Genomic DNA, 18863 nt, shown 5'->3' with positions numbered 1-18863 from the left:
GGCATGCTCGGCTGGCTCGACCGCGGCGGACCGGCCGTCCGCAAGCCCCGCCGCACCTTCAACACGCCCGGGTGACCACATCTAAAACGCGCTCTGACACCTGCGTGCTCTACCCGGCCTACCTGTGCGACACGCTGCTTCGCCTTGCCGAAGCCTCCGCGTACCGGCCGCTCTGGTCGGCCGACGTCTTCGCCGAGCTGCGGCGCAACCTCATTGAGCGTGGCCTGCCACCGGACCGGGTCGACCGGCGGCTCGGCCAGATGCGCCAGTCATTCCCCGATGCCCTGGTCGCCGGCTACGAGTCACTCATCGATGGCATGACGAACCATCCCAAGGACCGGCACGTTCTGGCTGCGGGTGTACGCGCCAATGCCGAAGCCATCGTCACCTTCAATCTCAGCGACTTCCCCGAGACGGCCCTCAAGCCCTACGACATCGCCGCCATTCACCCCGACGACTTCCTCCTCGACCAACTCGATCTCTACCCCGGCTTGACCATGAATGTGCTTCGTCACCAAGCCGCGTCCTACCGGCGGGCGCCGAACACCGTGCCGGAAATCCTCGTCCTTCTCCAACGCACCGGCGTGCCCAGGTTCGCGGCTGAAGTACGACGCCATCTCGGCCTCCCGGCCTGGTAGCGCAGCCGTCCAAGACGGCCAGGCTAGCGGGCCGGCCGAATGACCCTTGAACTGGTCAAACGTCTTGGAAATGGATCGCCGGTGACAATGATCGGGCGGTTCGCATGGTGCAACGTCCGGCCCACCTTTACTCACCTGGGGGCGACCCCAGACCCCACGGTGCGGTGGCCGCGCCCGATGGCCCGGTTGCGCTGCGCGTTTCCTGCCCTTCTCTGCGGGGATGCGAGCGTGTCCCTGCTTTCCCTCTCCGGGGAGAGCCGCGTCCTGTCCCGGCCGGGCGTAGCCGGGTGACCGGGGGATTATGAGCACTTCAGCTATAAGCGCTGTAGTGACCAGCAAAAACAGAGGTCAACAACGATCGTGCGGGCCACAGTCCCTTGCTGTACAGGACGGGCCCGGAATCGCGGTGGTGGAACACCGGCCGGGCCCTTGATCGCCCCAGGAGGCGACCCATGGGCATCATGCCCCAGTTCGTTCAGGCCGCGCTATCGGCACTCCGTCACCTTCAGCCGATCGACCGCACCGCGGCGATCGCGATCCTCAGCCTCTGGGCCCACCGGGACGAGATCGACATCGAGCGCGTCGTGACCTACTACTTCGCCGGTTACAGCCCGGCCGGCCCTCGGATCAGCGAAGTCGACCTCCGCGCCTTCGCTAGCCGCGCGGCCGATCTGGGCTTCGCGATCGACCCAGATGGTGACCCGGCCTACCTGGTCTCCCGCCTCAACGCGCTGCTCTCGGAGGGCGTCGCCCCCACCCCGCCGGAGAGCGAGTGGGTCCAGCCGCCGGCGTGCCCGGCCTGGTGCAACGGCACGCACCCGGACGATGGCCAGTTCCGCGACTGCAGCTCGGAGGACACGTTCGTGCCTCAGGTCGGCGAGAACGGCGTGGTCAGTGTGAACGTCGAGACCACCTTCAACCGGGCCACCGGCGTCCGCACCGCTCCGAAGGTGCGGCTGGAGGACTACCTGCTCATGCCGCAGTACGCGCGGCACCTGGGCCAGCTCCTGATCCGCGCCGCCGACCTGATCGACGGCTGATCTCTGGGTGGCCCGCTCCCCCGCCGGGGCGGGCTACTCCCCCTCGGGCTCGTCGAGGTGCGGCCGGTTCGTGCGGATCCATGCTTCGACGTCGTCAGCAAGCCAGACCTGCCCCATCGCAAGGGTCGCCAACGGCTCGGGGAAGTCACGGCGGGCGGTGATCTGGTAGGCGCGCTGGCGCGTGACCTTGAGGCGCTCGGCGATCTCCGCCGCACCCATCACCCTCGGCCTAGACATGACGATCACGCTATGGCGTGACCACTTGTCAGTAGCGCTATATCTTCACTACTAGTCAACGCTACGCATCACGTTGTAACCTCCCCTCCAGGTGGCGACCAGCCTCGGGTGTGGTGACACAGGCCCGTTGTGGCGTCGCGGCCTGGCGGCGGCGGGTGCGGTCCCCCCGTAGCCCGCCCGCCGTCGTCCTTGAGCAGCCTCACGGGTGGGAGGCACCTGATGGGCAAGGATCGATACCCGATACACGGCCGACGTCGCCGCTGGTTCGCGCCCTGGCGGGTGATCTGCCGGTGCGGCCTCGCGGCCTATCCGTGCACCGTGATGCGCACCGTCGCCTACCGCGAGCGGGTCAACGCGGCCCACGCCTGGCGGGACGACGAGCGGAAGAACTCGGGGCGCTGGTGACCCGGCGCCTGCCCCTGATGGGCATCTACGAGATCCGCATGCGCCTGGGCTGCTCCCGGCAGCGGATCAACCAGCTCGCCAGCCGCCCGGACTTCCCGGCGCCGGCCGCCGAGATCCGCCGGGGCCGGGTGTGGCTGGAGGCGGACATCGAGGCGTGGATCGCCGAGCACCGGCCCGAGCTGGCCAGGCCGGTGCTCGAGCAGTAGGTCAGGCCGCGGGCTTCACCGCGGCGACGATGGTGTCCACCTTGCCTTCGACCTGGCGGATCCGCTCGCACGCGTCGGTGAGCGCGCTGGTCGCCGCCCAGCTCGGGTTCGTCTTCACGCTGGCGGCGGACGGCGGGGCGGTGACGACGCCGTCGGTCTTGAGCGCGGCGATCACCTGGGCCTTGATCTGTCCGGTGAGCCAGGCCTTGTCTGCGTCGGTGAGCAACGGGACCTCCGTGAGCCAGGGAGACGTGTCCGCCTCGTACTTGGTGGTGTAGGACGCGCTGAAGTGCGCGTGCCCGTGGTGGTTGTCCGAACGGGTGTAGGCGCGCTGCTTCCACCCGTTCGACGCCTCGTAGATCCAGCCCCACCAGATGATGTAGCGGAGCCGGTCCTCGGCGCCGGAGCGGCACCGCGCGAGGATCCCGGCGACGATCTCGTCCATGGGCAGGCCGTCGGGGTCGACGTCCAGGGCGTGGACCTCGTGCATGGTGTCCGCGTCGTGGATCGGGACCGCGCCGGACTCGTCGTCGTTGTGGTCGCTGACGCGCGCCTGGTGGGCCGCGTCGCCGATCCAGCCGTCGGACGCCCTGTCCCGGTCCGGGTTCAGCGCGTCGAGTTCGGTGCGCAGCTGCACCAGGCAGGGCACGAGCACCGCGGCGGCCATCAGGAGATCACCCCCTGCTCGCGCAGGGTCGCGAGGACCTGCTCGGCCGCGCTCTTCGCGCCGGCGGCGATCCGGGCGTCCAGCTCGCCGTTGGTACGCCGCTCGATCGTGTTGATCGTCTCGGTCTGCGCGGTGGTCTCCTTGTGGACCTCGTCGACGCGGCCGGACACGGCGCCGGCCACCGCCGCGCCGCCGCCGACACCGAACAGGATCGCGGTCACGGTGGTGATCTCGCCGGAGCCCCAGTGCGCGAGAGTGGCGAGCGCGACGATCACCGCGCCGAGCACCGCGAGGAACCCGACGGTGGGCCAGGTCAGCTGTTTCACGTGAATCGATCTCCTAGGTCGGCAGGTAGTCGACGGTGATGACGCCGGGCGCGGTGGTGCCGGCGGTGACGAAGTGGGTGTTCGCTCCGGCCTGGCGGATCGAGGTCAGGACGAACGTCTTGGTGCCGGTCGCCACCGCGGTGTAGTCGGCGTAGAGCACGACCTGGAAGCCCGCGGTGGACGCGGTGGCGAGGTAGACCTGCGCGGCCTGGACCTGGGTGCCGGTCAGGGAGTCCTCGCGGATGCGCACGATGTTGCACTCGGCGGACGGCGACGCGACCGCGCTGGCGCAGGGGCGCAGCTCGCCGGAGATCTTGTAGCGCTTGCCGGCCTCGACGTTGACCGTGACGCTGACGATGAGCGTCTCGGCGGTGAACGTGGACGTGTTCGCGGTGATGGTGTTCTGCCCGACCCGGGTCGCGATCTCCGCGTTGGCCAGTACGTCTCCTGATGCCATGGTCAGGCCCTCCGTAGTCCGATGCGGCGTTGGTCGAACAGGTGCACCTCGGCGCCGGAGGTCTGGGCCTTGACCACGCTGTTGACCGACCGGGTGACGGTCATGGTCTGGGTGTACGGGCCGGTTCCGGCCGCGGTGGTACACGCGGTCACGGTCATCCGCTCGCCGCCGATCCTGATGTCGTACGGCACGCCGGTGGTCGACCACACCTCGACCGGGTTGACCGTGCTGATCGGCACGCTGGTCGCCGTGCTCGTGAGCGCCGACGCGAGGGTGGTCGACCGGGAGTCCTTGCGGCTCGTATCGATCACGGCGACCTGCCAGAGCTCGGCGGGCAGGCAGGTGAACGTGACCGTGTCGCGGACCGCGTCGCCCTTGCGGTCGATCGATATGACCCTCAGCGAGACCGTGTCCGGCTCGACGCCGGTCAATGCGATCCAGTCGCCCGGCCGCATCGCGGTGACCGTGTCGGTCAGGGATCGATGCCCGAGCAGGTCGACAGTGATCGCGGTGTATCGCGGCCGGTCGAGGGTGCCCTTGCGCATCTCCCAGTTCGCCCGGTCGGCGAGGACGAGCGAGGCGGACTGGCTGACGTCGATGCCGACCTTGTAGGCGCCGACCCCGGCCGGAGGGACCGCGGTCGACAGGGCGCCGGTGGTCAGCGTCGCGGTGGCGGTGGTGCCGTCGGAGTTGGTCACGGTGACCGTGTTGGCCACGTCGACGTCGTCGACGACCTTGCGCAGCCCGGGTGCCAGGTCGGTGCGGGCGAGGGTGAGCGCGGGCGTCCGGTTGATCATGTCGCGGCGGGTGCGCATGGTCAGCTCGCCCGCGACCAGCGGGGAGTCGTAGATCAGGCCGCCGTCGGTGACCGCGCACTCGGTGAGCAGGTCGACCAGGATGCCGGGCTTCTGCCGGCCCATCGGCACCGTGTCGGCGGCGCTGCCGACCAGCGCGGCGGCCAGGCCCTGCTCAGTGAGTAGCCGCTGGAACCGGTTCCCGGCGAGCTCGGTCCGGTAGCCGTTGAACGCCGCCACCGCGTTGTAGCTGCCGGTCAGGTCGAGGCTGGTGTCGGTGACCCCGAACAGGTGCGCGTAGGCGGCGCCGCCGATGTGGGTGTTGCCCTCGATCGACCAGGCTCGCAGGCGGCCGGTGAACGAGCTGGAGAACGTGTCCGACCAGCCGGTGATGATCGATGCGTCCTGGTTGTACCAGGCGGGCTCGAAGGTGACCGTCGATCCGGACACGGTCGCCTTGACCCGGAACCGGATCCAGCTGGTGACCGGCGTCGTGCCGAACGACACGGTGGACGTCTTGAGCAGCACGCCGTCGGGGTCGAGCACGATGATCCCGAACTGGGTGTCGTTGACCGTCCACATCCAGGTGCGGCCCACCGAATCGGTCCAGTTCAACAGCGGCATGGCGGTCGACGAGCCCGGGACCGCGGCGAGTTTCGCCGTCCAGCAGATCTGCCACCCGTTGACCCCGGGCGAGTCGAACGCGCCCCGGATCGTGGTGTCCGTGCCGACGGTCAGGCACTCGCCGGAGCCGCCCGGCCCGTCGTCGCCGCCCAGCGTCACCGTGCCGGCGTAGGTCGCCGCGCCGCCCTTGACCGCGGCGAGGGTGGCCGCGCCGGACGGGTCCTCCAGCGGCCAGTAGCCGACCAGCGAGGCGTACGAGCCGATCTGGCGGCGCATCGGTGAGGCGAGCGGCTCGGTCCAGCGCGCCAGCCGGCGCAGCACGCCCTCGGCGGTCAGGTCGACCCACGACCGGCCGCGGCCGGTGCCCGGCTGGTGCTCCGGGGTGCGGTCGGGCTGCCAGCTGGACGCCTCAGCCATCGTCAGGGTGACGCCGTTGATCCGGATCCGCGCCGGGGTGTTGCGGCCGATCTTGCCGTAGAGCGCCGACGACACGTTGGTCGGATCCATCGACAGGTCGGGGTTCTGGAGCGTGAACGTCAGCTTGGACGGCCGGGTGCCGGTCTCGACGTCCGGGCCGATCTGCACGCTCCACCCGTCGTCCGCGTACGACGGGTACGCCGTCCAGGCGCCGTCGACGTAGAGCAGCGTGGTCAGGTCGAGCACGTTGGCCATCAGGCGATCCGGATCCCGAGCTGCGCGGCCCGCCCGCCGGTGGCCGAGACGCGCGAGGCCATCGCCTGGATCAGCGCGTCGAGCACCGCGTCACCGCGGATGACCACCCAGCCGCCGCTGTCGCCGTCGCGGCCGCCGGTGGCCGAGACGCGCTCTCCGGCCATCGCGAGGATCGGCACGTAGTCGCCCGGGGCGCCGGGCACGGTACCGCCGGCGTGGAACGTGGGCAAGTTCGGGACGGAGATCGAGTTGCCGCCGATGAACGGGACCCAGGACGGGACCGACCAGGAGAGCTGGCCCACGGTGGCGTTCCAGGCGCGGGCGATGCCGTTGAACGCGGTCTTGTACGGCCAGAGGATCGCGTTCGCGACGCTCTTGAACGCCGAGCCGATCCAGCCGGGGATCTTCTTCAGGAAGTCCCACGCCTTGCCCGCCGAGGTCTTGATCCAATCCCACGCCCCGGACGCGGCCTTCTTGATCACGTTCCACAGGCCGATCCAGAAGTTGCGGAACGCTGCGCTCTTGTTCCACAGGATCACGAACGCGGCGACCAGGGCCACGATCCCGATGATGATCCACGTGATCGGCGAGGTGAGGAACGCGAAGTTGACGCCCAGCTGCGCGATCTTCGTCCCCTTCAGCGCGGGGATCAGGAAGTTGTAGAGGCCGGACGCCAGGTCGCCGACGCCGGTGCCGAGCAGCAGCAGCGTCTCGAAACCCCAGTCCCCGCTGGCGGCGCGCTTGATGCCCGCGGCGCCGTCCTGGATGCCGGTCAGGGTGTCGCGGAAGCCCATGGCCTTGGTGTCGACGGCGTCGGCGCGCTCGCCCGCGCGGTCGAACGCGTCGCCGGACTCCTCGACCTTGCGGCCCATGTCCCGGGCGCCGGCGCCGACCCGGTCGAACGCCTTCTCCGCCGACTGGGTGTCTCCGGCGAACGTGATCTGCACGGTGTTCCCGGCCATCAGGAGACCTCCAGCCCTGCGTCGCGGGCCACGTCACCGATCGCCTGCTCCAGGATCTCGGTGATTCGCTCCCGGCGGCGGTCCAGCGCGGCGTACGGGCCGAAGTCGCGGCCCTGCTTGACGAACGGGCGGGGCGCCGGCCGCCCGTGCTTGCGGCCCTGCCCGCCGTAGACCAGCCACGGCGCGTACGCGGCACGGCGGCCGCCGAGCCCGACCCTGGCGGCGCGCTGCGTCGACCGGGCCTTGAGCGACGCCGCGGCCCGGCCGGTCCGGCGCGGGAACCGCGGCGAGGCGTAGTCGATCACCTCGTCGCTGGCCTTGTTCAGCGCGATCCGCAACTGCTTCGGCAGGGTGCTGTCCGTGCGCCGCAGGGCGGCCTGGAGCTCGCGCAGACCCGTGATCCGGATCGCCTCGGCCATCTCATTCACCCTCCCGCTTTCAGCCGCTCCAGCTCGTCGGCCTGCGCCCGGCGGGCGTAGAACCGCGACCAGAGCACGAACTCGCTGCTGTCCATCTCGGCCCGCATCCGGGCCACCGTCATCCCGAGGTCCTTGGCGAGCAGGAACTCGAACTCCAGCTCGGGATCGTCCTCAAGATCCCTGTACGCCGCTTTTCCCGGCGCCCTGCTTGAGCCGGGACAGCACGGCCACCTCGTCGGTGATCGCGGCCAGGTCGCCGGCGTCACCGGCCGCGCCCCACGCCGCCACGTCCTCGATGGACAGCACCGGGTCGGTCAGCGCGGTCGCCACGATGAAGTTGTCCCGCTCGCGCAGGTCGTCGATCTCCTGCATCGTCAGGACCTCGTCGCGGGTGAGCGCCCGGATCGCCACGGTCTCGCCGCCGGGCAGGGTGACCGTGCCGCGGCCGAGCTTGCGGGCGAGGATCTGCTCGCGGGTGAGGTGGGCCATGGCCGGGCTCCTTACGCCTGGGTGGTGGTGGTGATGGCGCCGGAGATCTCGAACTCGGCCGACCAGGACACGTAGTCGTCGGCGGGGTTGGTCTCGACGTACTTGGTCAGCACCGCGGAGAACGCGTCCTGCGGCAGGCCGGTCCCGGTGCCCTCGACCTTGCGGATGACCGCCATCGTGGTGCCGACGTTGGCGTGCAGCGCGTTGCGCGGCCCGGTGCTGGCGGTGTTGTCGTACGTCCCGCCGCAGGTGAACTTCGCGTCGCGCTGACCGCCGGCCTTGACCTTGTCGTCGGCGCCGTACCCGCCGACGTCGTGCACGTCCGCGCTGCGCTCGTAGCTGCTGGTCTTCGTGAACGGGCTGATGTCCTTGGTGGCCACCGTGATGACCGTCTTCTTGCCGTGCGAGGTGGCCATGGCTCAGGCGCCCTTTCCGATGATGTCGAGGTGGAAGATCGCCGCGAGCAGCGGCGTACCGGCGTACTCGGCGCCCTGGTCGAACTCGGCCCACGCCACCCGCACCGACTCGCAGGTGGTCCAGGCGTACGCCTCCAGCACGGCCTTGACGCTCTTGCTGCCCGAGCCGGCCGCGTAGGCGGCGAGGGCCTTGCGGGACGCCCGGTCCTCCGGGGCGCCGACCAGGATCACCACCGGCAGGTCCGGGTAGTGGTCCTTGCCGCGCCCGTACGTCTCGTCGAAGTCGATCCGGTCCGGCAGGGCGACGATCGCGGCCGGCGGCTCGACGGACTCGACGCCCCATGCCGGGATGCGCAGGCCGATGATCCCGGCCAGCGCGGTCCCGATCTCGGTGGAGACGGCTTCCAGGTCCACCGCTCAGCCCACCTTCCGGCGCCGGGAGAGCCCGGTCAGGATGGTGGCGACGTCGGGGTCGAGCCGGGCCAGCAGCCGGATCTGAGAGGTCTGGTCGGGCGATCCGGCAACGCCGAGCGGGGAGTTGCGGCGCTTGTTCCACCGGTTCGCCTGGAGCTTGGCCGCGCCGACCACCTGCGCCGGGACGGTGGTCCAGCCCCACTTGGCCACGACGGTCAGCGGCGCGGTCGGGCAGGTCGCGAAGCCGAGCCGGGTCCAGGGCACACCGTCGGCCGACGCGTTGTCCGGTAGCAGCGTCGCGCCCGAGCTGGCGTACGCCACGCCGCCGACGGTCAGGCCGGTCGAGTCCTGGACGTCGTCGATCTCGACCATCCAGAGCTGACTGGACGGCTCGTAGTACGCCGGGCGCCGGTAGACCCGGCTCGCGGCCGCGGCCAGCTGGCCGAACTGCCGGTTGCACTTCTTGTCGATCGCGCGGGATGCCGCTGTGCACCAGGTCGCCAGCTGGGTATCGTCCACCGCGTCGTCGACCTTCAGGTACAGCTTCAGGTCCGCGGTGGTGATGTAGTCCGGCTTCCAGCCCACGGCGACCGCCTACGCCTCGTCGCCGAGGATGACGTCGCGCTGGTCCTCGTCGAGCAGCTCGCGGACCTCGTCGCGGGTCATCAGCTTGCCGCCGATGTTGACCTGGCCGCGCATCTCCAGCTCGGCACGGTCGCCCTCGGAGAGCTGGAACCGGTGCGGCACCAGGGCCGTGCCGGTGAAGTCGAGCGTCACCTTGTTGCTCGCGGCCAGCTGGGCGCGCAGCGACTCGTTCTCGGTGCGCAGCCGGTCGCGCTCTGCGCTGATCTCTTCCTTGGTCTCCGCCATGGCGGCCTCCTGATCGGGGTGGGTTTCGGGCGGCGGGGGGCGGCGGCCGCCCGGAGAGGAGCGGCCGCCGCCGGGCCGGTTACACCGGGTCGTAGACCAGCTCGCGGGTGCGGGTGTAGTCGGTGATCCCGAACGCCTTGTAGCCCCAGATCCCCATGTCGACCCAGGCGACCCGCCACTGGAGGTCGATGCGCTGCGGGGCGGACGCCCAGAGGCAGACCACGTCCGGGTCGAACATCCACGAGGATGCGGCCACGGAGCCGGTCGCCGCGGTCGCCCAGGCGGGGACCCAGAGCTTGCCGTGCGCCTCGACCCAGCCGTACCGGGGATCGGCGGAGCCGACCGCGTTCATCGCACCCAGCGACGGGTAGAGCCGCCGGCCCGTGCTGTCCTTGGCCTTGACCAGGACCTTGTAGAGGTCGATCTGGGTGAACACGGTCCGGAACCGGTCGCCGCCCCGGATGTACTGGAGCGGCACGATCGCGTCGGCGAGCAGTCCGTCGAGGGTGGTGTCGGTCGCGGCGGTGGTGAGCGTGATGTCGGTGATGCTCGCCGCGTTCGCGACCAGCTGCGCCTGGACGTACGCCTCCAGGGCCTCGTACCAGCCGCGGACCATCTGCTTCCAGATCAGGCCGCTCATCTGTGGGTTGCCGCCCTGGTCGAACGCCTCCCTGGTGATCTCGGCCTTGCCGCTGACCGCCGACGGGGTGATGGTCTGCGCGGTCGCGGTGAACGCGCCCGGGGTCGGCTCGGTGCCGGTGGTGTGGTCGGCGACCAGGCCCGAGCTGGCGGAGAACTTCGGGATGATGAACGGCGTGACCGCGTCGAGGGTGCCCTTGTTGGTCGCCGCGTACAGCGGGTACTGGTAGTCGAGCTGGTCGACGTAGAGGTCCGTCCGGTTGGTCGGGTAGTTGAGGTTGACCACGTTGGCCGGGGTGACCGCGAACTGCTGGCCCGCCTCGTGCGGGGCGGTGTTGCCCAGCTCGCGCCGCTCGAACGCCTCGCGCACGAAGCTCTCCGCACGGTCGCGCGCCGCCTGGTCACCGCCGCCGCCGGAGCGCCATCCGGCGAGCAGGTCCGAGCTGAAGTCGTGGGAGCCGGCGCGCAGGTTGCCGTGCCGGTCGAACCGGTAGGGCTGCGGCTCGTTCACCTGGGCGACGCCCGGGTTCGGGTTGACCAGGATCGGGCCCTCGGCCGGCTGGGCGCCGGACTGCTGGGCGGTCATCCACGCCTGGAACTGCTCGAAGGTCGCCGCGCCCTGCGGGGTCGCGGGCGGCTCGACAGCCGGGGCCGGGGCGGGGTCGGTGCGCAGCTGTGCGGCGAAGGTCGCGCAGGCGATGCCGGGCGCGTGTGCGAGCCCGCAGTGGGGGCACTTCATGGTTCCTCCTGTCAGGCTCGCGGCCACCTTGGTCACGCGGGCGTCGTCGAAAGCGGGCATGTAGGTGGTGCTGGTCTCGCGCCAGGTCGCCCGCAGGACCGTGTAGACGCCGGTCTCCGCGTCGAACTCGACATCCCCGTCAGCCGGGTCGATCGAGAAGTCCACGCCGATCGACAGGCCGGAGTAGAGGCCGTGCTCGGCGTCGTAGAGCAGTTGGTCGCGCTCGGCCTTGGCCGGGGAGCCCTCCGGCCCGTCGAGCACGGCCAGCTCCACCACTGGCCCGGCCGGGGTGTCCTTGACCGAGCGATGGAAGCCGACCGGGGTGGTGTGGTCCTTCAGGTGCGCCATCCGCGCCGGGTCGGAGTACTCCAGCGAGCCGGGCGCGAACGAGTACTTCAGGCCGTACTTGCTCGCGACCGCGCTGTACGGCACGGCCAGGCCGGTGATCGTCCGGGCCTGCCGGTCGACCGTCGGCGCGGTCGCCTCGCCCGCGAAGTCCGCGGCGTGGAAGACGTACGCCGGACCGCCGCCGTCGAACCGGCGCCCGGCCCGGCCGGCGCTCTCCGCCGGCACGGCCACGGCCGGGTCGCTCTTCGGCGCGGGCCCGGACAGGCCGGCCCAGCCGCGGATCTCGTCGGCGTCGGTCACACCCATGTCCTTGAGCGCCTTCCAGTACGTGGCCTGCCCGAGCGGGTCGGGCTTGAGGAAGTCGGCGAGGTCGAACCGCGGCGCGTAGCCGCGCCGGGTGACGTCACCCATCGACAGCCGGTCGGTGATCGCGGCCATGAACGGCGCGTACGTGCGGTTGACCTTCTCCTGGCGCCGATCGACGCCGTTGAAATACGTCCTGCTCGTCGTCGATACGCCAAGGTCCTCGGGATCGACACCGAGCCCGTTCGCGATCGCGAGGTTCACCTCGGCGCGCAGCTCGACCAGCGTGAGATCGCGAGGCGACGGCGACGACACGTCGGCGCGCTTCACGTTGCCGGGGATCCAGCCGTACGGGCGGGTCTGCCGCATCGCCCCGTAGTCGGCGAGGAACGGCTCGATCTCGTCATCGGCCATCGGCTCGACGTCGCCGTCCGCATCGGTGAAGTACTCGCGCAGCGCCGGGTTGCTCGCGTACATCTCGGTGATCGCATCGAGCGCGATCGCGATCCGGATCGATCGGGAGTTCGCCTTCAGCACACCGGGGTTCGGCGAATCGAAGCGGATCATCAGCGCGGCCGGATGCGGCTGCCACGACCGGCCATCACCGCGGTCGATCCAGACGAGTTTGCCGGTCGGGTGCGCCTTGCCGGTCTTCGGATCGATCGTCGTCACGGTGGCCGGATCGAGCCGGCGCACCGACGCCGGATACCCGTCGAAGTCCTGCCCGGTGACCTCCCACCAGGCGACCCGCTCCAACGCCAGATCCTCGATCGTCATCGACATGTGGACCACGTTCGGGACGTCCGGGTCGTACTGGCGAAACAGTGCCGAGTCGACCACGTTCAGACCTCGGTAGAGCCGCAGCGGCAGCGTCGCGATCGAGCACAGCTCGTTGCGGCCACGCTGCACGGCGGCGACGGAGAGCGCCTGGTCGCGGGTGACCGGGCCGGTGCCGTTCTTCATCGCGGTCAGCAGCCGGTCGACCGGCTGCGGCGCCAGATCGCCCGCCGCGAACGTCTCCAGCGGCTGGAGGTCGAGCGTCAGGGGCCGCGGCACGGCGACCGCATCACGCACCCTCGCCGCGACCTCTGACCACCATCCCATGATCGGCATGATACAACGCCTAATACGAAACGGTGACGTGCCGAATCAGGCCGGTCCGGCGATCACCCGGCGCGAGACCCGGCGCGGCTTCGGCAACGTCCGGGCCAGCTGGACCGCGCCGGCCACCGCGTACACCGCATCGACCGGCCCGGCCTTGCGGGTGAACACCCAGCCGTCGCCCCGGGTCGCCCGCTCGGCACCGGCCACCTGGGCGTCGAGCATCTCCTGACCGGAGTGCGCCAGCGTGCGCGCGGTGACCTCCTTGACCAGGCCCATGGTCGCCGCGGTGGTCTCGCCCCGGATCTCCGCCACCCGCACGCCCCGCGGCGGCCAGCCCCGCACGCCGTCCTTGCGCCGGTCCGCCAGGCTCGCCGCCACCGCGGCGGCCGGGCCCGCGGGAAACCAGCCGAGCGCCTTCGGCCGGTTCCGCTCGATCCACCCGGGCAGATCGCGTTCCAGCCCGGCGGCCGCGGCCGGGCCGGTCCACTCGGCGACCGTCTCGACCCGGACCCGGCCATCCTCGAGGACGGCCGCCACCGCAAGGGTGGCGTGGGTGCCGTCGGGCGAGAGGTCCACGCACGCCGCGAACGCCGGTGCGTCATCGAGCGCACCCGGGTCGCAGCACGCCTTCCAGCGCCGGGGGTCGATGGCCGGATCAAGTAGCCGGACCCGCTGGCACAGCACCTCGGTCCGGAAGCCGCTCTCCTCCTCGCCGCCGGCCGCCTTCGCACGCCGGGCCGGGCCGAGCAGGTCATCCCAGTGCGTGCGCCTGCCGACGTTCGGGTTGGCCTGCGCCAGGGCCTCGACGTCGTCCAGCTCGCACCCGTCCGGGCCGGACCACTCGAAGACGCCCAGCCGCGGATCACCGACGCCGGTCTCCAGGTACGTCAGTGCGGACTTCCTCAGCGACTCCAGCACGACCGCGGACTCGTCGCCCTGGTTGGTGATGGCCCACGCCTGCCCGAACGGCCGGGCCGTCATCGCGTTCGTCGAGGCGTTCCACGCCTGCCACGTCGAGTGCTCACGCAGCTCGTCGATGATCAGCCGGTCAATCCGCAGCGACCGGCCACCACGCCGGGTCGCCGCCGCGATCTTGTAGCGGGTGCCGTGCGACGTCAGCAGCCGAACATCGTTGTTGCCCTCCTTGACCGCGTTGCGGGGCAGCTGCTCGGCCAGCTCGTCGACGTCCTCGGCGAGCACCCGTGCCGCATCCCACGCCTCCCGGGCGTACTCCAGCATCGTCGACATGCCGAGCGTCAACGGCCACTTCTCGACGAACATCCAGAACAGCGCCAGCACGGTGCACAGGTGCGTCTTGCCCGCCTGCCGCGCGACCAGCACCAGCACGGTCCGGAACCGGGGCCGGCCGTCCTCCAGCATCTCGCCGGCGTGGATGACCAACCACTCCTGCCACGGATCGAGCGGCGCCCCGAGTACCTCCCGGGCGAAGTCGACGACCGCGTACCCGTACGACGTGGCCGGCGTCAGAGGGCGCAGGGGGCGAGTCCACAGCCTCGGTTCCGACCTGCCGAGAATCGCTGGCGCCTGGACGAGAACGGTCAAGATCGGTCACCACCCGAGCCGGGAGAGAGAGAAAAAGGCCAGAGCGAGGGTGTCCCCGGGTCCCGTCGCCGGAAAAATCGCGCCACGTTTGCGCAGGTCAGAGCCATCTCGTCACCGCCTGGTTCGGCGGGTCCGCGAGCTTGGTCGGGTCGCCGAGCTTGAGGTTGCAGTGCTCGCACGCCGCGACCAGGTAGGCCGGATCGTCGCCGGTCACGCTGCGCCCCGCGGTGTGGTGCGCATGGGTGGCCACGGTGGTGCACCCGTCCAGCTGGAGCTGGCACAGGTAGTCGTCCCGCAGCAGTACCAGGGCGCGCGTGCGCCGCCACGCCCTGGTGCTCCCGCCCTTCCACGATTGACTCACCGCAGGACAAGCCAGATGACCAGCGGCACCAGCACGGCCCACGAGATCAGCGACCCGCTGACGACGATGACGGCGTAGATCTTGGCCTGCTTGTTGGGGCTCATGATCCGCTCTCCTTCCGTGCGCGCTCGATGCGCGCCAGCTTCTGTGCGTGCCGCGCGGCGAGCCCGTGCCTGCGTCTCTCCGCGAACATCTCCCGCTCGGCCTTGAGCGCCGCCCGCTTCCGCAACGTCTCCGCCACGGCCTCTTCCAGGCGCGCTTTCCAGTCGATCCCAAGGGGCGAGGTTTGTTGGTCCCCGGAGTGCGCCCCTTCGCCCCTCCCTATAGGTCGGGGGCGAGGGGGCGAGGTCTCAGATGCGCCCGGGGCGAGGTGGGGCGAGGTTGGGTCGAGGGGGCGAGGTTCATTCATCGGAATCGTCCTCGGGATCGAGCAGGAAGGGCTTGTGGTGGCGATGCAGGAAGGTGTTGCCGCGCTTGGTCTGCACGACGAACTCACCGTTGACGAGGAACTCCAGGGCGGCCCGTTTCGCATCCGTCTTGCCGGGCACCAGAGCCAGCACCGCGTTCTGGCTAAGCGCGTGGCCCTGCTTGGCCAGTTCCGCGCTCATCGCGGCCATGAGGACGACCGGCATGGAGCCCTGGGTGACCGCACCCGGGTCGGTAACGCTCGATGGCGCCGTGAGGAAGGCGACCGTGTTGTCCACATCTGTGGACGAGTCGACGGTGAACGCACCGAGGTAGAACCAGCCATCCCGCCTAGCGTCGGCCTGCCCGGCCGCCTCGACCTGCCCGTATCGGTCCTTGACGCAGAACAGGGTCGAGAACCCACGCTGATCGCGCCGGATCGGGCTCTTGGACGCTTCGAGGCGGAACGCCACGCCGTCGACCTCGTCCAGCCAGGCACTCGCGCCGAAGCCGTGCCGCTCCGCCTGCCGATCCCGCGCCTTCACTGGATGACCGAGACTGATCACTGCCGCGCCGGTCTTCGTGGCGGGCGTGATGAACAGTTCCCGATACGCCCCAACGGCTTCGGGCTTGTCGGCCACCCATCCGTGCTGGGAGCAGGCGGCCACGATTCCGTCGAGAACGATCAGCGACGGCCGCTCCGGCAGCGCGGCGGCGAACTCGTCGGCCCGCCACGTGCTGGAGCAGTCCAGCCAGATGAACCGGTCGACCAGGTCCTCGATGGTCAGCTCGGGCGCAACCGAACGGATCCGGTCGACCATGCCGGCCGGGTTGTGCTCCTCGAAGTGCGCGTACGCGACCGTGTTGCCGCGGCGCAGCTCGGCGACGACGTGCCACACCGCGAACCAGGACTTCCCGGCCGCCGTCGGCGCGACCAGGGTGTGCCATCGGCCCGGGTAGAGCATCTGCCGGTTGTCGTCGCGTTCGCCGCCGATCGAGGGCGGCGGAGGGTTGTACGTGCCGTTGAGGAAGGGCAACAGGTTGACCCGGCGCCGCGGTGTGTCCGTGCGGGTTTCGCTGGTGTGGGCGTCCAGCACGTCGCGGAGCTGTGACAGTCGCGTCCGCCGAGTGCTTCGGTCCTCGATGCGGCTGGCGTCGCCGATCTGGGCGGCCAGCACGGCGACGCCACGGCGGTGGGCCTCGTCCGCGACGATCCTCGCGTAATACCCGACCTGCGTGGATGCGGGTGCGTCCTTGTAGAGATCGAGCAGGTAGACGATGCCGCCGGGCACCCGGTTCAGCTCGCCCCGGTCGGCGAGCCGCTTGCCGAGCAGCACCGGATCGATCACCTCGCCCTCGCGATGCATCTCGGCGATGTAGGCGGCGAGCATGCCGTGGCGCGGGTCGTAGAAGTCGCCAGGCGCGACGATCTGAAGAGCCCTCTCGACTCCGCCGCAGATCATCGCGCCGAGCGTCATCCGCTCTGCCTCGACGGCGAGCTGGTCGGTCACTCGCTCACGCCCTGGCCATCGAGGACGAACGCGCCGCCCGCGACGAAGAGCAGCTCACCGAGCTGCGGCGGATCACGGTCGACGTCGTGCTCGTCGCACCGACGGGCAGGCGTGCACAGCCATCCGTCCCGACGGCAGTACGAGCGGCGTACGGTGGGCGAGGTGGCCGGCCTGTCGTTAGCAGGCCGGGCACCCCTATCCCGCGTCATGCCGCACCGCCCGGCTTGCGCGCGGCCTTGGCCTTGCGGGCTTTCGCGCTCGCGAGCGCGAGCTTGAGGTAATACGCCTTCTTCAGGTGCTCGGCGCGGACCGCCACCTCAGCGTCGTCGAGATCCGGGAACTGCTCACGGATCTGCGCTGCGAAACGGTCCTCGAACGCCTTGCGCGCGGGCGCGGTGCGTTCGGTCCGATCGGCGGTCTGGGCCCACGACATGTGGGCACCGAGTTTCTGGGCAAGATTGCTTTTGGCCACGGCAGGAAGCCCTCTCAGCACAAATCAGCTGTTTGGGCTCCGTACGCCGTGCACAGGAGCGACCCGAGCGAATCGCTCGGCGGGAGCCTGCCCTCCACAGGCCCCGTTTTATACCTGCAGCAGATTAACGAGCCCTCCGCGCGCTGGAGAGACCTGTCACCGCTGCTTCACAGCATGAGTGACGCTCATCAGCGCCTGGCTTCATCACCCGCAGGCCGGGGTCGCTACCACGCGCGTTGCCCCCAAGTCCACCGCTCTCCGGCCCTTGGCGAGTTGCATGTGGCTCGCTCGGCGGAGGGGCTCCCGCTGCCGCAGTCGTTCTGCCTCACGGCGATCGACCAGGTGTCTTCACCACCGCGGTCAGGTTGTCTCTCCTGGGCGCGGTACGGGATGGATTCCTTCGGCTCTGGCCTAGGTTGCCCCCAAGCCAGGTAGGTCACTATACGCTGTACTCGAACATTCGTACAACAGCGCTCAGAGGCGGTCGCCACGGGCAGCACGCCGGTGCGCCTCGCGCGCCCGTTCGTCGGCGGCCGACGCCGCGTACCGGCCGACCATCTGCCGGGACTTCCAGCCGGCCAGCCGCATCAGGTCGGTCTCCTGCCCGCCGGACTTGAGCCAGTCGTTGGCGAAGCTGTGCCGGAACCGGTGCGGGTGGACGTCGGCAACCCCGGCCTGGTCGCCACGGCGCTCCAGCATCTGGGCGAGCCCGGACGGCGTCATGCGCCCCTGCCGACCGAGCCACAGCGCGGCGCTGACCTTGGCCTTCGGGTGCTTGGCGCGGGCCCGGACGTACCGGCGCAGCGCGTCGGCGGTCTTCGCACCGAATGGCGCCGAGCGCGCACGTCGGCCCTTGCCGAGGACCTCCAGCGTGTCGGTGTCCCAGTCGACATCGTCGAGGTCAAGGCCGGAGATCTCACCGAGCCGGACGCCGGTCTCGATCAGGATGCGCAGGATCGCAGTGTCCCGCCGAGCCTCGAAGTCGGTGCCCTTGCAGGCGTCGAGCAGCTTGCGCAGCTCGTCGTCGGTGAGGATCGGCACCGGTTGCTCCGGGACCGCGGGCGGGCTCATGCGCTCCATCGGCGAGCGAGTGATCTCGCCGTCGTCGAGCAGCCACTTCCAGAACTGCTGGAGACTCCGGTAGTGCTTCGCGGTCGTGGCCGGCGAGAGCCGATCGAGCATCGCGCCGAAGAACGCCTCCAGGTGCTCGCGCGTGATGGAACCGACGAGCGTGGGCATCCCCTGCTCGACCAGCCAGTCGGCGAGGTTGTTGCCGCAGCGCAGGTAACTCTTGATCGTCTCGGCGGATCGGTTCTTCGCCTTGAGGTGACGTTGCCAGTCCGGCAGCAGGGTCCGGATGTCGTCGAGATCGAGCGGAAGATCGTTGATTTTGGGTGCGAAGGGCTTGGTCGAGGGCTTCACAGGGCGTACAGTACCTCGCTGTACGAACGTTGTGGAGTCCTCAACCCGACTCAGTACTCTGCTTTTGTGCTGGTGGTGGGGCGGGCGGGACTCGAACCCGCGACCGAGGGATTATGAGTCCCCTGCTCTAACCTGGTGAGCCCTGGACGTTGTCCGCTGTGATGGCAACTCGAGGTCTGCTGAACCGAGCATCATCGGGGACGCGATCCCGTTCAGCGCGACGGCCTGTGTATCCGCCTGCGCGAAGATCTCATCAGATAGTTCGAGGCCGGGCTTTGCGACCGCCGGAGCCTCCCGCACAGGATCCGGCGACTCGACGGTGGAACCCGGCTCGGCGGGAGCCACGAGGGAAGTTCCCGC

General features: G+C 70.2%; 24 protein-coding genes. 4 read left to right on the top strand and 20 right to left on the bottom strand.

What is annotated here, in order from left to right:
* The first annotated feature begins 71 nt into the window (after nucleotides 1-71).
* Nucleotides 72-638, top strand: coding sequence for a PIN domain-containing protein (locus AB0M08_RS34955; RefSeq protein ID WP_364502936.1), 567 nt, complete (start codon nucleotides 72-74; stop codon nucleotides 636-638).
* 452 nt (nucleotides 639-1090) lie between these two features.
* Nucleotides 1091-1678 carry a hypothetical protein gene (locus AB0M08_RS34950; protein ID WP_364502921.1) on the top strand — a complete coding sequence of 196 codons (588 nt, stop codon included), beginning with the start codon at nucleotides 1091-1093 and terminating at the stop codon, nucleotides 1676-1678.
* Between the two features lie 33 nt (nucleotides 1679-1711).
* Here the strand turns inward: AB0M08_RS34950 and AB0M08_RS34945 are convergent, their stop codons facing one another.
* The gene (locus tag AB0M08_RS34945; protein WP_364502918.1) at nucleotides 1712-1915 is read right to left on the bottom strand and encodes a DNA-binding protein; all 204 of its coding nucleotides are present in this window, start codon (nucleotides 1913-1915) and stop codon (nucleotides 1712-1714) included.
* A gap of 219 nt (nucleotides 1916-2134) precedes the next feature.
* On the opposite strand from AB0M08_RS34945, the gene AB0M08_RS34940 reads away from it, so the two are divergent.
* Together AB0M08_RS34940 and AB0M08_RS34935 are read left to right on the top strand one after the other, a co-directional pair.
* Nucleotides 2135-2320: a hypothetical protein gene (locus AB0M08_RS34940; protein WP_364502915.1), complete on the top strand. Its 186-nt coding sequence runs from the start codon at nucleotides 2135-2137 to the stop codon at nucleotides 2318-2320.
* The gene (locus AB0M08_RS34935; RefSeq protein ID WP_364502913.1) at nucleotides 2317-2526 is read left to right on the top strand and encodes a DNA-binding protein; all 210 of its coding nucleotides are present in this window, start codon (nucleotides 2317-2319) and stop codon (nucleotides 2524-2526) included. The genes AB0M08_RS34940 and AB0M08_RS34935 overlap by 4 nt, the downstream gene beginning before the upstream one ends.
* Before the next feature lies 1 nt (nucleotide 2527).
* Here the strand turns inward: AB0M08_RS34935 and AB0M08_RS34930 are convergent, their stop codons facing one another.
* The 19 genes from AB0M08_RS34930 to AB0M08_RS34840 form a co-directional block, all read right to left on the bottom strand.
* A complete protein-coding gene (locus AB0M08_RS34930; RefSeq protein ID WP_364502910.1) occupies nucleotides 2528-3193 on the bottom strand; it encodes a hypothetical protein in 666 nt (221 codons plus the stop codon).
* Nucleotides 3193-3519, bottom strand: a complete 327-nt coding sequence (locus tag AB0M08_RS34925; protein ID WP_364502907.1) for a hypothetical protein — start codon at nucleotides 3517-3519, stop codon at nucleotides 3193-3195. Before AB0M08_RS34925 ends, AB0M08_RS34930 begins: the two co-directional genes overlap by 1 nt.
* Before the next feature lie 13 nt (nucleotides 3520-3532).
* Nucleotides 3533-3976, bottom strand: a complete 444-nt coding sequence (locus AB0M08_RS34920) for a hypothetical protein (protein WP_364502904.1) — start codon at nucleotides 3974-3976, stop codon at nucleotides 3533-3535.
* A 2-nt stretch (nucleotides 3977-3978) separates the two neighbouring features.
* Nucleotides 3979-6066 carry a hypothetical protein gene (locus AB0M08_RS34915; RefSeq protein ID WP_364502902.1) on the bottom strand — a complete coding sequence of 696 codons (2088 nt, stop codon included), beginning with the start codon at nucleotides 6064-6066 and terminating at the stop codon, nucleotides 3979-3981.
* Nucleotides 6066-7028 (bottom strand): hypothetical protein, encoded by a 963-nt coding sequence (locus AB0M08_RS34910; protein ID WP_364502900.1) that lies wholly within the window; start codon nucleotides 7026-7028, stop codon nucleotides 6066-6068. Before AB0M08_RS34910 ends, AB0M08_RS34915 begins: the two co-directional genes overlap by 1 nt.
* The gene (locus AB0M08_RS34905) at nucleotides 7028-7447 is read right to left on the bottom strand and encodes an HK97 gp10 family phage protein (RefSeq protein WP_364502897.1); all 420 of its coding nucleotides are present in this window, start codon (nucleotides 7445-7447) and stop codon (nucleotides 7028-7030) included. The genes AB0M08_RS34910 and AB0M08_RS34905 overlap by 1 nt, the downstream gene beginning before the upstream one ends.
* 171 nt (nucleotides 7448-7618) lie before the next feature.
* On the bottom strand, nucleotides 7619-7936 hold the full coding sequence (locus tag AB0M08_RS34900; RefSeq protein ID WP_364502896.1) for a hypothetical protein: 318 nt from the start codon (nucleotides 7934-7936) through the stop codon (nucleotides 7619-7621).
* An 11-nt stretch (nucleotides 7937-7947) separates the two neighbouring features.
* On the bottom strand, nucleotides 7948-8352 hold the full coding sequence (locus tag AB0M08_RS34895; protein ID WP_364502893.1) for a hypothetical protein: 405 nt from the start codon (nucleotides 8350-8352) through the stop codon (nucleotides 7948-7950).
* 3 nt (nucleotides 8353-8355) lie between these two features.
* Complete coding sequence (locus tag AB0M08_RS34890) at nucleotides 8356-8766, bottom strand: hypothetical protein (protein ID WP_364502890.1); 411 nt, start codon at nucleotides 8764-8766, stop codon at nucleotides 8356-8358.
* A 3-nt stretch (nucleotides 8767-8769) separates the two neighbouring features.
* Complete coding sequence (locus tag AB0M08_RS34885) at nucleotides 8770-9351, bottom strand: hypothetical protein (protein ID WP_364502888.1); 582 nt, start codon at nucleotides 9349-9351, stop codon at nucleotides 8770-8772.
* A gap of 9 nt (nucleotides 9352-9360) precedes the next feature.
* Nucleotides 9361-9636 carry a hypothetical protein gene (locus AB0M08_RS34880; RefSeq protein WP_364502885.1) on the bottom strand — a complete coding sequence of 92 codons (276 nt, stop codon included), beginning with the start codon at nucleotides 9634-9636 and terminating at the stop codon, nucleotides 9361-9363.
* A 79-nt stretch (nucleotides 9637-9715) separates the two neighbouring features.
* Nucleotides 9716-12769 carry a phage portal protein gene (locus AB0M08_RS34875; RefSeq protein WP_364502883.1) on the bottom strand — a complete coding sequence of 1018 codons (3054 nt, stop codon included), beginning with the start codon at nucleotides 12767-12769 and terminating at the stop codon, nucleotides 9716-9718.
* 45 nt (nucleotides 12770-12814) lie between these two features.
* Complete coding sequence (locus AB0M08_RS34870; protein WP_364502880.1) at nucleotides 12815-14332, bottom strand: terminase; 1518 nt, start codon at nucleotides 14330-14332, stop codon at nucleotides 12815-12817.
* A gap of 97 nt (nucleotides 14333-14429) precedes the next feature.
* Nucleotides 14430-14693, bottom strand: a complete 264-nt coding sequence (locus AB0M08_RS34865) for a hypothetical protein (protein WP_364502878.1) — start codon at nucleotides 14691-14693, stop codon at nucleotides 14430-14432.
* Between the two features lie 100 nt (nucleotides 14694-14793).
* Nucleotides 14794-14934 (bottom strand): hypothetical protein, encoded by a 141-nt coding sequence (locus tag AB0M08_RS34860; RefSeq protein ID WP_364502875.1) that lies wholly within the window; start codon nucleotides 14932-14934, stop codon nucleotides 14794-14796.
* 160 nt (nucleotides 14935-15094) lie between these two features.
* A complete protein-coding gene (locus AB0M08_RS34855) occupies nucleotides 15095-16609 on the bottom strand; it encodes a DnaB-like helicase N-terminal domain-containing protein (protein ID WP_364502872.1) in 1515 nt (504 codons plus the stop codon).
* Nucleotides 16606-16818 (bottom strand): hypothetical protein, encoded by a 213-nt coding sequence (locus AB0M08_RS34850; RefSeq protein WP_364502870.1) that lies wholly within the window; start codon nucleotides 16816-16818, stop codon nucleotides 16606-16608. Before AB0M08_RS34850 ends, AB0M08_RS34855 begins: the two co-directional genes overlap by 4 nt.
* Nucleotides 16815-17081: a hypothetical protein gene (locus AB0M08_RS34845; protein WP_364502867.1), complete on the bottom strand. Its 267-nt coding sequence runs from the start codon at nucleotides 17079-17081 to the stop codon at nucleotides 16815-16817. The genes AB0M08_RS34850 and AB0M08_RS34845 overlap by 4 nt, the downstream gene beginning before the upstream one ends.
* A 474-nt stretch (nucleotides 17082-17555) precedes the next feature.
* Nucleotides 17556-18503 carry a tyrosine-type recombinase/integrase gene (locus AB0M08_RS34840; protein WP_364502865.1) on the bottom strand — a complete coding sequence of 316 codons (948 nt, stop codon included), beginning with the start codon at nucleotides 18501-18503 and terminating at the stop codon, nucleotides 17556-17558.
* Nucleotides 18504-18863: the final 360 nt, after the last annotated feature.

It is taken from the genome of Actinoplanes sp. NPDC051851, from assembly GCF_040681165.1.
Classification (GTDB): Bacteria; Actinomycetota; Actinomycetes; order Mycobacteriales; family Micromonosporaceae; genus Actinoplanes.
Note: the sequence above shows the minus strand (reverse complement) of the source record. Positions and strands in the feature narration are given on the sequence as shown.